This is a genomic window from Enterococcus sp. AZ171 (genome assembly GCF_051714005.1).
Taxonomy (GTDB): Bacteria; Bacillota; Bacilli; order Lactobacillales; family Enterococcaceae; genus Enterococcus_B; species Enterococcus_B pernyi.
In genome coordinates, this window is sequence record NZ_JBIORA010000001.1 from 2,384,229 (window position 1) to 2,398,650 (window position 14,422).

At 41.6% G+C, this 14,422-nt stretch carries 15 protein-coding genes and 1 other annotated feature; of the genes, 2 read left to right on the forward strand and 13 right to left on the reverse strand.

Annotated features, from left to right (window positions below; genetic code table 11):
- Positions 1-48: 48 nt before the first annotated feature.
- The 12 genes from sufB to IGJ49_RS11655 form a co-directional block, all read right to left on the reverse strand.
- A complete protein-coding gene (gene sufB / locus IGJ49_RS11600) occupies positions 49-1,440 on the reverse strand; it encodes a Fe-S cluster assembly protein SufB (protein ID WP_062804755.1) in 1,392 nt (463 codons plus the stop codon).
- Positions 1,412-1,915, reverse strand: coding sequence for a Fe-S cluster assembly sulfur transfer protein SufU (gene sufU, locus IGJ49_RS11605; RefSeq protein WP_438723524.1), 504 nt, complete (start codon positions 1,913-1,915; stop codon positions 1,412-1,414). Before sufU ends, sufB begins: the two co-directional genes overlap by 29 nt.
- Entirely contained in the window at positions 1,902-3,137 is a 1,236-nt protein-coding gene (locus IGJ49_RS11610) for a cysteine desulfurase (RefSeq protein WP_438723526.1), read from the reverse strand. The genes sufU and IGJ49_RS11610 overlap by 14 nt, the downstream gene beginning before the upstream one ends.
- Complete coding sequence (sufD, locus tag IGJ49_RS11615) at positions 3,134-4,423, reverse strand: Fe-S cluster assembly protein SufD (protein WP_010734637.1); 1,290 nt, start codon at positions 4,421-4,423, stop codon at positions 3,134-3,136. Before sufD ends, IGJ49_RS11610 begins: the two co-directional genes overlap by 4 nt.
- Before the next feature lie 14 nt (positions 4,424-4,437).
- Positions 4,438-5,211, reverse strand: coding sequence for a Fe-S cluster assembly ATPase SufC (gene sufC / locus IGJ49_RS11620; RefSeq protein ID WP_010734636.1), 774 nt, complete (start codon positions 5,209-5,211; stop codon positions 4,438-4,440).
- 211 nt (positions 5,212-5,422) lie between these two features.
- The gene (locus IGJ49_RS11625; protein WP_349520532.1) at positions 5,423-6,274 is read right to left on the reverse strand and encodes a MetQ/NlpA family ABC transporter substrate-binding protein; all 852 of its coding nucleotides are present in this window, start codon (positions 6,272-6,274) and stop codon (positions 5,423-5,425) included.
- Positions 6,275-6,297: 23 nt separating this feature from the next.
- Positions 6,298-6,984, reverse strand: coding sequence for a methionine ABC transporter permease (locus tag IGJ49_RS11630; RefSeq protein WP_062804752.1), 687 nt, complete (start codon positions 6,982-6,984; stop codon positions 6,298-6,300).
- Positions 6,977-8,011 (reverse strand): methionine ABC transporter ATP-binding protein, encoded by a 1,035-nt coding sequence (locus tag IGJ49_RS11635; RefSeq protein WP_438723530.1) that lies wholly within the window; start codon positions 8,009-8,011, stop codon positions 6,977-6,979. The genes IGJ49_RS11630 and IGJ49_RS11635 overlap by 8 nt, the downstream gene beginning before the upstream one ends.
- 67 nt (positions 8,012-8,078) lie before the next feature.
- Positions 8,079-8,328, reverse strand: a binding site (T-box leader).
- Between the two features lie 67 nt (positions 8,329-8,395).
- Positions 8,396-8,734, reverse strand: a complete 339-nt coding sequence (locus IGJ49_RS11640; RefSeq protein ID WP_010734632.1) for a glycine cleavage system protein H — start codon at positions 8,732-8,734, stop codon at positions 8,396-8,398.
- A 1-nt stretch (position 8,735) separates the two neighbouring features.
- Entirely contained in the window at positions 8,736-9,092 is a 357-nt protein-coding gene (locus tag IGJ49_RS11645; protein ID WP_349520534.1) for an arsenate reductase family protein, read from the reverse strand.
- Positions 9,093-9,098: 6 nt separating this feature from the next.
- Complete coding sequence (locus IGJ49_RS11650) at positions 9,099-10,286, reverse strand: FtsW/RodA/SpoVE family cell cycle protein (RefSeq protein WP_010734630.1); 1,188 nt, start codon at positions 10,284-10,286, stop codon at positions 9,099-9,101.
- A 187-nt stretch (positions 10,287-10,473) separates the two neighbouring features.
- On the reverse strand, positions 10,474-11,295 hold the full coding sequence (locus IGJ49_RS11655) for a LysR family transcriptional regulator (RefSeq protein ID WP_010734629.1): 822 nt from the start codon (positions 11,293-11,295) through the stop codon (positions 10,474-10,476).
- 290 nt (positions 11,296-11,585) lie between these two features.
- Here IGJ49_RS11655 and IGJ49_RS11660 point away from each other — a divergent pair, with 290 nt between their 5' ends.
- Entirely contained in the window at positions 11,586-12,554 is a 969-nt protein-coding gene (locus IGJ49_RS11660; RefSeq protein WP_438723534.1) for a TDT family transporter, read from the forward strand.
- 122 nt (positions 12,555-12,676) lie between these two features.
- Positions 12,677-13,720: a YeiH family protein gene (locus IGJ49_RS11665; protein WP_438723536.1), complete on the forward strand. Its 1,044-nt coding sequence runs from the start codon at positions 12,677-12,679 to the stop codon at positions 13,718-13,720.
- Between the two features lie 83 nt (positions 13,721-13,803).
- On the opposite strand, the gene IGJ49_RS11670 is transcribed toward IGJ49_RS11665, so the two are convergent.
- Positions 13,804-14,268, reverse strand: coding sequence for a methylated-DNA--[protein]-cysteine S-methyltransferase (locus tag IGJ49_RS11670; protein WP_010734626.1), 465 nt, complete (start codon positions 14,266-14,268; stop codon positions 13,804-13,806).
- Positions 14,269-14,422: the final 154 nt, after the last annotated feature.

Genomic DNA, 14,422 nt, shown 5'->3' on the forward strand with positions numbered 1-14,422 from the left:
AATGCTCGAAACGCTTTAATATCAACGTTTCGAGCAATGAAATAGTTGTTACCCCACAGACCCTTCCATCTCATAACTAATCAACCGGTTCAACTCTACCGCATATTCCATCGGTAGTTCTTTTGTGAATGGTTCGACGAAGCCCATGACGATCATTTCTGTGGCTTCGGATTCGGTCAAGCCGCGGCTCATGAGGTAGTAGAGTTGTTCTTCTGAGATTTTGGAGACTTTTGCTTCGTGTTCCAACGAGACTTGGCTGTTGTGGATCTCGTTGAATGGGATGGTATCAGATTTGGACCATTCGTCCATGATGATGGTATCACATTCAATATGAGAGATCGAGCCGGCACTGTCTTTTGCAAAGGTGACTTGGCCTCGGTAGTTTACTTCGCCGCCGTCTTTTGAAATTGATTTTGAGACGATCGAGCTTGAAGTGTTTGGTGCGTTGTGGATCATTTTTGCGCCTGTGTCTTGGATTTGGTTGGCTCCGGCAAATGCAATGGATAGCATGGTGCCTCGTGCGCCTCGTCCGTCTAAGTAGACACTTGGGTATTTCATGGTTGTTTTGGCTCCTAAGTTGCCGTCGATCCATTCAACGGTCGCGCCTTCGTAGGCTTTTGCTCGTTTAGTTACGAGGTTATAGACGTTGTCGGACCAGTTTTGGATCGTTGTATAGCGGCAGTAGCCGTCTTTACGGGTAAAGATTTCCACGATGGCTGCGTGTAGGCTGTTGCTTGAATACGTTGGTGCAGTACAGCCTTCGACATAGTGGATGCTGGCGCCTTCGTCCACGATGATCAACGTACGTTCGAATTGGCCGGTGTTTTCGGCGTTGATTCGGAAGTAGGTTTGTAATGGGACATCGACTTTGACGCCTTTTGGTACATAGATAAACGTACCTCCAGACCAAACGGCTGAGTTTAGTGCGGCTAGTTTATTATCTGTTGGTGGCACGAGTTTTGAAAAGTATTCTTTGAATAGTTCAGGATACTCTTTCAATGCAGAATCTGTGTCGGTAAAGACGATGCCGAGTTTTTCGAATTCGTCTTTCATATTGTGGTATACGACTTCTGATTCGTATTGGGCTGAAGCGCCGGCTAAATAAGCACGTTCGGCTTCTGGAATACCGATTCGTTCAAAGGTTTCTTTGATTTTTTCTGGTACGTCATCCCAATCGCGAGCAGGTCGGTCACTTGGTTTTTGGTAATATTTGATGGCATTGAAATCAATGTCAGATAAGTCTGGTCCCCAGTCTTGCATAGGCATTTTGTTGAATGCTTCCAGAGATTTCAAACGAAACTCCAACATCCATTCTGGTTCTTCTTTGATTCGTGACATTTCTCTAACGACTTCTTCGGTCAAGCCTTCTCCTGTACTAAAAACGGGTTCCACATCGTCGTGGAAGCCAAATTTATATTCTTCTAATTCTGGTACGCCCATTTGCCCACTCCTTTTCCTTGTGCTCATGATGGACGGTTGCAGTACCGTCTTCTTCCATTGCTTTGCCTAGTGCTTTCCAGGCAAGTGTTGCGCATTTGATACGCGCGGGGAATTTTGCGACACCACTTAACATGGCAGCGTCCCCTAGTGATTCAAGCTCTGCGACTTCTTTTCCTTGGACCAGTAGTAAAAAGTCGTCTGTCAATTGCTCTGCTTCTGCAATTGTTTTGCCGATGACAGCATCGGTCATCATTGAGGCACTGGCTGTGCTGATGGAGCAACCACTGCCGTCAAAGGCGATATTATTGATTTTGCCGTCTTTGATCTCGACTTGTAATTCAATGACATCCCCACAGGTGGGATTGTTCATTTCAATCTTATTCGTTGATTCCGTCAACGTGCCACGATGATGTGGATGGGATGAATGGTCCAAGATCACGTGACGGTAAAGATTGTCTAATTTAGATAGGGCCATGTTGGAAAAACTCCTTTGTTGCGAGAATTGCTTGGACGAAACGATCGGCATCTGCTTTTGTGTTATACATGTAAAAGCTGGCACGAGCTGTCGCAGCAACCCCTAGATACTTCAATAATGGTTGGGCACAATGATGACCGGCACGAACGGCGACGCCTTCCATATCAAGAGCAGTCGCTACATCATGGGGATGTAGGTTCTCTAAGTTAAAGGAAATCACACCTGTACGTTGGGTCGGGTCTTTTGGTCCATAGATCGTCAAGCCTTCGATTGCTTGCAGTTTTGGTAAGACATAACCAACAAGTTCTTCTTCATATTGATGAATGCCTGCTAGACCAATCGATTCAAGATAATCGATGGCAGCGCCAAGTGCGATCACACCGGCGATGTTTGGTGTGCCTGCTTCAAATTTCCAGGGAAGTTCTTTCCATGTGCTGTCTTGTAGGCCAACAAAGTCGATCATTTCTCCACCGAATTCAACGGGTTCCATTTGTTCCAACCATTTCCGTTTTCCATATAATACACCTATTCCGGTCGTTGCGCACATCTTATGTCCGCTAAAGGCAAAGAAGTCACAGTCTAAAGATTGGACATCGATTTTGATGTGTGGGGCAGATTGTGCACCGTCCACCACCAAAATTCCGCCTTTTTCATGAACGATCGTCGCCAACTCTTGGATCGGATTGATGACACCTAATACATTAGAGGCATGGGCAACCGACACGATCTTGGTTTTTTCTGTAATGATCGAAGTGGCATGATCTAAATCAAGAAAGCCTTCTTCGGTCAATTCGATGTATTTCAAAGTAGCGCCAGTTCGTTTTGCCAACTGTTGCCAAGGGATGATGTTGGAATGATGCTCCATATAAGAGATCACGATTTCATCACCGGCTTTGACAAAGGCGTCACCATAGCTTTGTGCTACCCAGTTCAAACTTGTGGTCGTTCCACGTGTGAAAAGGATCTCGGCGGTCTCTTGGGCATTTAAAAAACGACGAACTTTTTCTCTGGCAGCTTCGTAATCATGGGTTGCTCGCTCGGCTAACGTATGCACGCCTCGATGGACGTTGGCATTGTTTGCGGAATAATAATGCGTCATAGTCGCTAACACTTGTTTGGGTTTTTGCGTAGTCGCTGCATTGTCTAAATACACCAGGGGTTCGTCATTGACTTCCTGAAATAAGATCGGGAAATCTTGACGGATTTTTTCTGGAGAAATCATACATTTAACTTCCCTTCAATAACTGCCACTAGTTCTTTGCGCACCGCTTCAACTGGGATTGCAGTTAAGACAGACCCTAAGAAGCCACGAATGACTAAACGTTCTGCTTCTTCTTTTCGTAAGCCTCGACTCATCAAATAATACATTTCTTCCGGATCGACACGTCCAACACTTGCGGCATGTCCTGCTGTAACTTCGTGTTCATCGATCAAGAGGATCGGATTGGCATCGCCTCTGGCTTTATCTGAAAGCATCAAGACACGGCTTTCTTGTTGGGCATCTGCACCTTTAGCTTTTTTCAAGATGTGTCCGATACCGTTGAATGTCAACGTACCACGTTCGCGGATCACGCCATGTTGCAAGATATGTCCGATTGTATGCGGGGCTTTATTTGTCACCCGGGTATCGATTCCTTGGGTTTGTTTTCCTGAACTGATTGCCACGATCTTGACTTCCGCATGTCCGCCTTCACCGACAAGATCTGAATCAAAATCAGCGACGATATTCCCATCGTTCATCACTCCGATTGCCCAGTCCACAAAAGCATCCCGTAAGATATGTCCACGACGGTTCATATATGCTGTGACATTTTCGCCTAATTGATCGACTGCTGCATATTTGACTTTGGCACCGGCTTTGGCGATGACTTCAACAATGATATTCCCAGAGACTTTTTGTAATTCTTCTCCAGTTGTTTGGAATCGTTCCAAGTAAGAGAATTCACTGTGTTCATCTGCGACGATCAAGACGTGTTTAAAGAAGTGTTGCGAAAATGCGCCTTCTTGGATAAACAGGGATTCGATCGGTTCTTTGATGACCACGTTTTTTGGTACGTATAAGAACAAACCACTATTCATGAATGCGGCATGAAGCGCAGTCAATTGGTCTTCGTCCATTTCAACCGCTTTCGTCATGTAATATTCTTGGACTAATTCAGGGTATTCTTGCATTGCAGTAAATAGATCTGTAAAGATTACTCCTTGTTCTGCAAGGTCTGCGGATAATTGCTCAAAGACAGTCAAGGTACCTTGTTGCACGACTAATGGATTGTCTTTCATCGCATCAAATGCCGCAACATTTCCAGATTCAGGTGTCTGATCATTCAACTCATTGATTGAAAACAATGGCCAACGGTGGAATTTCACACGTTCGATATGGGGCAATGGTAGTTCATCTGCTTTTTTCAGCGCCTCTTGACGAAGCGTCGTCATCCATTCCGGTTCACCTTTACTGAATGAAAAATCTGTAACAGCGTCAAGATGATCGAGCCATTTAATGTCTTTCATAGATGTGCTCCTCCTTACGCTTCTTCTTCTTTGTAGTCGATTCCTAATTCTTTACTGATGCCAGCATATCCTTCGGCTTCTAGGCGTTTTGCTAGATCTGCACTACCAGTCATCACGACCCGACCTTCCATCATGATGTGGACGACGTCAGGTGTGATGTAGTTTAACAAGCGTTGGTAATGAGTGATGATCAAGGCACCAAAGCTGTCGCCACGCATTTCGTTCACGCCTTTTGCCACGACTTTCAGTGCATCGATATCTAAACCAGAATCGATTTCATCTAAAATCGCAAACGTTGGTTCTAACATCAAGAGTTGTAAGATCTCGTTACGTTTTTTCTCTCCACCAGAAAAGCCTTCGTTCAAATAACGTTCAGCCATTTCTTCTGGCATGTTCAAAAGTGCCATCTTTTCATCTAACTTTTTCAAGAATGACATGACAGAAATCTTGTCATCTTCCGGACGTGTCGCATTGATCGCTGCACGCATAAATTCGGCATTTGTGATTCCTGGAATCTCACTTGGGTATTGCATGGCTAAAAACAGACCTAAACGTGCACGTTCATCTACTTCTAGCTCTAACACATTTTGCCCATCAAAAAGGATTTCTCCTTCAGTTACTTCGTAATTCGGATTTCCCATAATTGCAGCAGACAAGGTCGATTTACCTGTTCCGTTTGGTCCCATGATGGCATGGATTTCCCCTGTTTTCATTGTTAAATTCACGCCTTTAAGGATTTTCTTGTCCTCAATCGACACATGTAGGTTTTTTATTTCTAAGACAGACATGTAGTTCCCCTCCATATTCTGATTCGTTCTCACTTATTTTAGACTAATTGAGAATGAAGCGCAACGCCCCGACCAGTTAAAAATGTCATAATTTTGATTTATTGCAAATAAAACATCATTTTCAATTGATAATCTTTATAAACTGAATAAAATAGTTTTGTTCGTTTTTTCTCAAAAAAAGTCTAGGAATCATTCCCAGACTTTACAGGTTTTATTTTGCATCCGCATCGACAGATTTTACGGAGCCTTCCCATTGTTCTTCGATCCATTGACGAACATCTTCTTGATGCAAGACTTTAATCAATTTTTTGATCTTGTCGCTGTCTTCGTCACCTTTACGTGTCGCAATGATGTTGACATATGGTGAGTTATCTTTTTCTAGTAATACCGCATCTTCTAATGGATTCAATCCAGCGCCGTAAGCAAAGTTCGCGTTGATAGCTACTAGATCACCTTCATCATTTTGGTAGGTAGAAGCCAATAATGCTGGATCGATCGTATGATTGAATTTCAAGTTTTTAGGATTTTCATCGATATCATCAAATGTGGCTGTTTCTAAATCAACGCCGTCTTTGACTGTCACTAAACCAGCGTCTTTCAAGATCGTGATGATCCGTCCCCAGTCAGATTCTGAATTTGAAGTAATGATCGTTGCGCCATCTTCTAATTCAGAAATGTCTTTGATTTTTTTTGAATACAAGCCCATTGGTTCGATGTGGACAGCACCCGCATTGACAAAATCATAGCCTTTTTCGTCGATTTCTTTGTTCAAGTAAGGGATGTGTTGGAAATAGTTCGCATCGATGTCGCCTTCTGATAATGCTTGGTTTGGCAAGACATAATCGTCAAATTTGACGATTTCCAAATCAATGCCTTCGTCTTTCAAAAGAGGTTTCACATGTTCTAAGATTTCCGCATGTGGTGTTGGTGATGCGCCGATTTTCAAGGTTGTATCGTCGTCTGATGCGTTTGATGAGTCACTACTGCTTCCACCGTTTCCACATGCGGCTAATCCAACTGTCAGTAAAAGCGTTGCTGCAAATCCAAAAATTTTCTTTTTCATATCCTATATCCTCCTATTTCCTACTATCTTTTATCTGTTTTCTTCGTTAAGAAATCCCCGATTCCTTGAACAATAAATACAATGACTAAAATAATCAAGGTAGCGACAAAAGTCACTGTTAAATTACCACGTTGGTAGCCTTCTTGCCAAGCCAAGCCACCTAGACCACCGGCACCGATTGCTCCTGCCATGGCAGTAAAACCGATCATCGAGATCGTCGTTACAGTCAAACCTGAGATCAAGGCTGGGACACTTTCAGGGATCAAGACTTTCCAAATGATTTCCCAATAGCTCGCGCCCATCGCATCTGCGGCTTCTAAGACCCCAGGACTGACTTCGCGAAACGCGATTTCTACAAGTCGAGCGTAAAAAGGAGCAGCGGACAACACGAGAGCTGGAATCGCTGCTTGTGCGCCTAACATCGTTCCTACGATTGCTTTGGTAAAGGGAATGATCAAGACCATCAAGATCATGAATGGTGTCGATCGGAAAATATTACTAATGATCGAAACGATACCGTAAATGATCCGCGCGTACGGTTTGTTTTTGCGACCAATCGAGTAAAGGATCAAACCAAGGATCAAACCGATGATGGTTACTAAGACCATGGAGATCAACGTCATGTATAACGTGTCCATGATGGCTTGTTTCATTGTCTCCATGTTGATTTGGCTGAAATCAAGGTAGGTTTCTGTGAAGCTTTTATCCATGATGGATCACCTCCACTCCGACGCCTTGCTCTTTGATGAAGTTTTCTGCTTGGTCCAATTCGTTTTCCTCTCCGATCATCAAGGTAGTCAGTGAACCAAACGAGCCTTCTTTAGTTTGCTTGATTTTCCCATATACGACGTTGATATCCACATTGTAACGACGAATGGCTTGAGAAATCACTGGTTCGTTGGCGTTCGTTTCGTTGAAGGTCAATGTCACTAAGCGACCATCTGGATTTTCTTTGATCAACTCTGCCAATAATTCAGTGGATTCAGCTTCTGGTTCGATGTCTTGTTGGACGAAACGTTTCGTGACTTCTTGTTGCGGATGACGGAAAACGGTCAACGCATCGCCTTCTTCTACGACTTGCCCACGCTCCATCACTGCCACTTTGTTACAGATTTTGCGAATAACATTCATTTCATGAGTGATCAAAACAATCGTCAAGTTCAACTTTTTATTGATTGCTAATAATAAATCTAAGACCTCTTCTGTCGTTTGTGGGTCCAATGCACTTGTCGCTTCATCGCAAAGGAGGATTTCTGGCTCATTGGCTAACGCACGAGCAATCCCGACTCTTTGCTTTTGTCCACCGGATAATTGGGACGGATAAGCTTGTCCTCGTCCTTCCAAACCGACTAAACGGAGCAATTCTTCTGCTCTTTCTTTCCGTTGTTGTTTCGGTAAACCGGCTAATTCCAAAGGGAACTGGATATTTTCTAGTACGGTACGTGACCACAATAGATTGAAATGTTGAAAAATCATACCGATTTTTTTACGAAAAACGCGTAATTCTTTATTTTTTAATTTAGTAATGTCTTGGTCGTTGACAATTACTTGACCATCTGTAGGTAATTCCAAGCCGTTCAACAAACGAACTAACGTACTCTTACCAGCACCGGAATAACCGACGATGCCGTAAATGTCGCCTTGTTCCACTTGTAGTGAAACGTCGTTGATAGCGTGGATCGTCCCATGTTTCCCGCCAAATGTTTTCTTGACATTCGTCAATTGGATCAATGACATATCGTTCACATCTTTCTTTACTTATTTTCTCTTAGACAACAAAAAAACTTTCGTCCTTTGCGTTTAGCAAAAGGACGAAAGTTTAGACTTCCGTGTGACCACCTTGATTCGCTGCTATTTCACAATAACAACCTCGTTCAGTACTTGACGCTAGTCGCATACTGCTGTGCTATAACGGGCACTCCCGTAGTCAGTTTGCTTGCGCTCACTCACTCTGCTCTAAGACCATCTTCCATCTCATTTCCGTTACCCTTTCACAGCAAACCGGGCTCTCTTGAAACATCTGTGACATGTACTCTTCTTATCAAAGCTTTCAATATGATTGTTTATGATTATAGCAGTTACAAGAATCAGTGTCAAACGTTTATTTGAACATCGTGTTTCTTAAAGTGCGTCGAATTCTGCTGCATCGACATCTTTAAAACTCAATAACCAAGCAGTCATTTCATCTTCATCGTTCAAAACAGCGATATTCTCACTGATTTTTTCATTCACAGATGAGACTGTTCCAGATAATGGACTTGCAAATTCAGTAACTGCTTTTTCTGCTTCTACTTCAACTAGTGCATCGCCTGCTTGATACGCTTTACCGATTTTTGGTAAGTTGGCAAACGTGATCTCACCTAGATCTTCTTGCGCTTCTTTTGTCAAACCTACACAGTATTCTTTTCCATTAAATAAAATCCAAAGGTTATCTTTCTTCTTTAAGTGTTTCCCAGCCATTTTAATTGAATGCTCCTTCGTATATTTTTTCATTAAAACCGATTGTGACCAGTTGATTGTCTTTGACGATCAATGGTCGTTTGATCAACATGCCGTCCGTAGATAACAGCTGACTTGCTTCTGTGAGGGATAATTCATCGATTTGATCTTTTAGACCAAGTTCACGATACTTCATCCCGCTTGTATTAAAGACACGGCGAAGCGGCACATCAGAATCCTTCAACCATGATTCGATCGTTTCTGCCGTAGGCGTATCTTTGACCATATCGACCGCTTGATACGTTACTTGATGATTGTCGAGCCAAGCCTTGGCTTTTCGACAAGTGGAACACTTTGGGTACTCATAAAAAGTAAACAACTTACGTTACCTCCTAGAATTTTTTACCGGTGCTTCATTTTGATAACGCATAGATAAGATCAATCCGATCCCAATCATATTCCCTAAGATCGATGAACCCCCTTGACTGATAAACGGCAATGGAATCCCAGTTAATGGAAGTAAGCCGATATTTGCGCCAATGTTTTCAAAGACATGGAATAAGAGCATCATGATCAATCCACTTGCGATATAGGCATAAAACTCATTGTTCGTATCGAAGCAGACACGTATCATACGATAAATCAATACAAAATACAAGAAAATGACAAATGCGCCACCAATAAAGCCAAAATTCTCGCCAATGACAGTGAATATCATATCCGATTCTCGGACTGGCACGTAAATGTTGCTGACGTTAAAGCCTTTTCCGAACATCCCACCTGTTCCGATTGCTAAAATCCCTTGGGCGGGTTGGAAGCTAAAGCCCGACGTATCATGAAATGGATCGAGCCAAGAATCGATTCGGGCAAATTGGTAAGATTTGAACCCAACAGTATATAGGAATTCTCTTCCTGATTCTGTGGTCACAAGGAAAATCGTTCCTGCCCCCACAATAAATGCTAAAGCAAAGATCGGACCAATGATTTTCCAAGAAATCCCTGACATCAAAAAGACGCCACCAAAGATCGCCAGAAAGACGAGCATCGTCCCAAAGTCTTTTTGCGCCATGACTAACGCAATCACAGGAATCGAAATGATCAACATCTTTGCAATCAGCCAAAAATCAGATTTGATTGTTCGAACTTTGACTTGCGTATTGTGCTTCGTTACGATCAACGCCAGCATCAAAATATAAGCGATCTTCATAAGCTCGGCTGGTTGAAATGTGACACTTCCAAAACGGAACCAGTTTTTTGAACCAGTACTTGCCGCCAGATTCTGGTCGTAAAATCGTAAGAGCAACCCCATGACAAGCAATCCTAGTCCATAGAGATAAGGTGTCAATTTCCAGATCCATTTTGAATTGATCCGCATGACGATTGCAATCGCTACTGCTCCCACAAGGTACCAAATGATCTGCATCCCGACACCTCTTGTCACAGAAGGACCGTTTGGATCATGTGTCAATGCAACGTATAAGGATAAAATCCCAATCAAACATAATAAAAATACTGGTAGAATGACTCCGTAATCAATGCGGTTATCATTCGAAGTTTTTATTTTTTTTTCCATTTTTCATCCCTTTTCCTAAAAACCATACTGCTCTATATTATAGCTGTCTCCTTCTATAAATGAAAGCCAAAGCAAATGAGATTTGCGAAAAATTAATCTTATTCATTTCTCTTTATCCTTTCTTAAGATAAAAACGAAAAAAACGCTTATTCAAGGGAGAAGTTCTATTGATTCCGTCTGATATTTTTCATTTTTTCTTTTCCTTTTTATAGAAATCCAAGATCTCATTTCCTACTTCTAATAACCGTTCAGAGGTCAAATGGGTCCGTTGGATCAAATAGAACTGACGAGATTCAGCTAAAGGTTCAACGTGTATCCCTTTTGGTACTGCTCGTTTGGATAATATGGATCGTCCGATTCCTTCTTTCAACATCGCCACAATGACTTCATTACTTTTTACAAGCATTTTCTTCCCTTGGATATTCTTTTCTTCAAAATAACGTTGCGTGTAATGGAACACACCTGAAGAAGATTCCCTGACTAGCCATAGCTCACTCTTAGGATCACCTGCAACGACCAACGCATCTTCAAGTAAAGAAAAGCGTTGTACTCCGGTTGTTTCTAAAGGTTTTTCGATAAAACCAAAATCAGCTTCATGTTTTGCCACTTGCTCCAAACTCTCATGAGAATTCGCAAAAGCAATCGAAAACTTGATTTTAGGAAAACGCACGATCAACTCTTTCATCAATTGAGGCAATAAATACACAGCAAATGTATGGGAAGCGACGATCCGGCACACTTCTTCTTCATTTTTTTCATCCGCTAATTGTTGTTGTGTTGTTTCCCATTCTTCCAATAAAACCAATGTTCGTTCATAAAGCAAATCCGCTTGTTTTGTCGGTTTCATCTCTTGTCGTCCATTACGCTGGAAAAGTTCCACCCCAAGATCCCGCTCCAATTGTTTGATTTGATTGGACACCGCAGGTTGAGACAAATAGAGTAATTCAGCAGTTCGCGAAAAATTTCTTGTTTCATAAACGACACGAAAGGTTGTTAATAATTTAAACATCTAACCACTTCCATTATCTTTTTTTATAGTAACTATAATAACTATTTGATTTAAATATATCAAAAAGACTCTATAATGAAAAGTGTAAGGAACAGGTTGTGGACCTTCAGTTACACACACCTCACAGCCTTCCAGACAGCTTACTGCAACGATAAGGAGAAGCATCCATGCAATTTGTTTTTTCCCATTGAAAAACTTTACTATTCTTCGTAACAAGCAGTTTTCATCGTTGGCTACTTATCGTTGCAACGAGTCTGTCCTTGATTATCAATAAAAAAGGAGAGTAATGTATGAAGCATTTCTTGAAGATTGTTCCGATCCCGATTTGTGGGTTGATCCTTGGATTGACTTCTTTAGGGAATCTTTTAAAAGACTATCATTTGACGCATTTAGGGAATTTTGTAGGCGCGATCGGTATGCTTTTGATGCTGTTGATCATCGGCAAACTGATCCTTTTATTTGAACACACGAAGCAACATCTATATGATCCAATCGTCGCTTCCGTCTCGCCGACCTTTACGATGTCTTTGATGGTCATCTGTACGTATTTTGTTTCTTTCAAATCAATTGCGCCAATCGTCAAATTGATTTGGTTAGCCGCAGTGATCTTCCAAATCATCTTGGTTCTGTACTTTAATTACCATCATGTAGTTAAAGCAGACTTGTCAATAGAAGCAATTTTTCCAAGCTGGTTTATCGTGTATGTTGGTTTTGGTGTCATCACAGTAACTGCTGGAAACTTTTCTCCGATCCTTGGAAAGATCTTCTTCTGGCTTTCGTTAGCTTGTTATGTAGTACTACTACCAATCATCATCCATCGAATTTTCTTTGTCAAAAATATGGCGCAACCAACCTTGCCATTGACTGCGATTCTTGCAGCACCTGGTTCTTTGTGCCTGACAGGGTACTTAAAAAACTTTGAAGACCCAAATTTGGCCTTAGTCATGACGTTGTTCCTTGTTTCGCAAGTACTTTACTTTATCGTTTTAGCCATGTTACCACGTCTGTTATTGCTTGATTTTTATCCAAGCTTTGCAGCCTTTACTTTCCCATTGGTAATCTCTGCTACAGCAATCTCTACTGCCACTGCTTATTTCCATCAATTAGGGTTTGCTACAGGGATCTTAGATGGATTGAAAGTCATCGAGTGTTTGATTGCCTGTGGCATGATCGCTTACGTCTTAGGACACTATGCCATCTACTTGATTAAAGAACACAGTCAACATAAACATCACCTTTCAAAGGGATTGATAGAATAGACTTCACCTTCTGTCTTTTTCACTTAGTAAAAAGGCAGAAGGTTTTTTTGTATTCACGAAGAAACAATTAAATGATACTATATTTTAGAAAAACTTTTTCTTAAATGAAAGGAAAGAATCAAATGAATGCTTTATTCACTTATATAAAAACGCTGAAAAAATTTGGTGGCCGAAAAATCTTACCCGGACTACTACTCGCCTTTTCTGTCGCAGTCATTAGTCGACTACTGGGACCCTTTGTCCCTCAACTCGGTGCAGGAACGATTGCGATTTTACTTGGTATCGTCTTAGGAAACACCTTGTTTAAGCAACCTGAACTTGCGGTGGGTACCAAATTTGCCGAAAGTAAACTATTAGAATGTTCCGTTTTCTTGCTTGGTGCAACTGTGACGATCCAAACGATTGCACAGATTGGTATCAAAGGTGTAACTTTCGTGTTACTCCAAATGACTGTCACGATTCTTGGTGCCTATTTCATCGGAAAAAAACTATTGTTCAGCGATACATTTTCCTTGATGATGGCAGGTGGAAACGCCATTTGCGGTTCTTCAGCCATTGCTTCGATTGCTCCAGTGATCCATGCAGATAAAGAAGAAAAGGGTCAAGTCATTACCTTGGTCAATCTTTTAGGAACAGTGATGATGTTGACACTTCCCTTTTTAGGTCTCCAACTCTTTGGTGATCAACTGATCGAAAAAAGTGCACTTATAGGTGGTACTTTACAATCCGTTGGACAAGTTGTTGCTGGAGCAAGTCTATTAGATGCTTCTGTCGTGCAATTTGCGATGCTGTTTAAAATCATGCGGATCATGATGCTTGTGGTCGTGGTCTTCCTCTTTGAAAAATTTATGACAAAAAAACAGCCGGCCGTCTCGTCTACGTATACGCCAAAAAACCACAAACGAAAAATGCCACTTCCTTGGTACGTTTTAGGCTTCTTGATCGTGTGTTTAATCAACAGCTTCTTCACCATTCCCCATGTGATTGATCAAAGCGCTAGTTTTATTAGTGGTTGGTTTGAGGTCACTGCATTAGCTGCAATTGGCTTACGTTTGGATTTTGCAAAGTTCATGAAAGAAGGAAAGCGATTCTTGACGTATGGATTGACTGTGGGACTTTTACAAACGATCATGGCTTTATTCTTTATTTGGTTGATCAAACTATAAGTAAAAATAAGCACCAACAGCTCGGAAAGAATTTCTATTTCGAGGTGTTGGTGCTTATTTATGCTGTTATCTGGTAGTACAGCCTAATGAGCTAAAATATTTTCAAGCACTAATAGTTGCCGTTTGATCACTAACCCATTTTCAGCTTTCCCCATATACCCAGTCAATTGTCCATTTTGTCCAATCACTCGGTGACAAGGAATAACGATTGGCAGAGGATTCAAACGATTGGCTTGACCAATCGCACGAGCTGCCTTTGGTTGCCCGATTGCCTGTGCCACTTGTTTATATGTGCGACTTTGTCCATAAGGGATTCTTGTGAGCACTCGCCAAACCTTTTGTTGAAAGGCTGTTCCTCTTTGGAAAGATAAAGGTACATCGAAAACGTGTCTTTCACCTGAAAAATACTCTTCCAGCTGTTGTTTTGCCAAGGATAAAATCTGAGCATTGGCTTCTTCATTTTCAGAAATCCGTTCAAAAGAGACAGCTGTTAATCCTTTTTGATCGGCATCAAGCCACAAAGGACCGATTGGTGTTTCAATTTTCATTTTTGTCCGCCTTCCTCCTCACTTATTTTATTTATCATCTATGATTCAAGAAAAAAAAGCAACCTAAAAGTTTATTTAATGCCATAGAGATGGTACACTGAATAAGGCGCTTATAACATCTTTTATTTTTGTTATTTAAGCATACTTTTATATA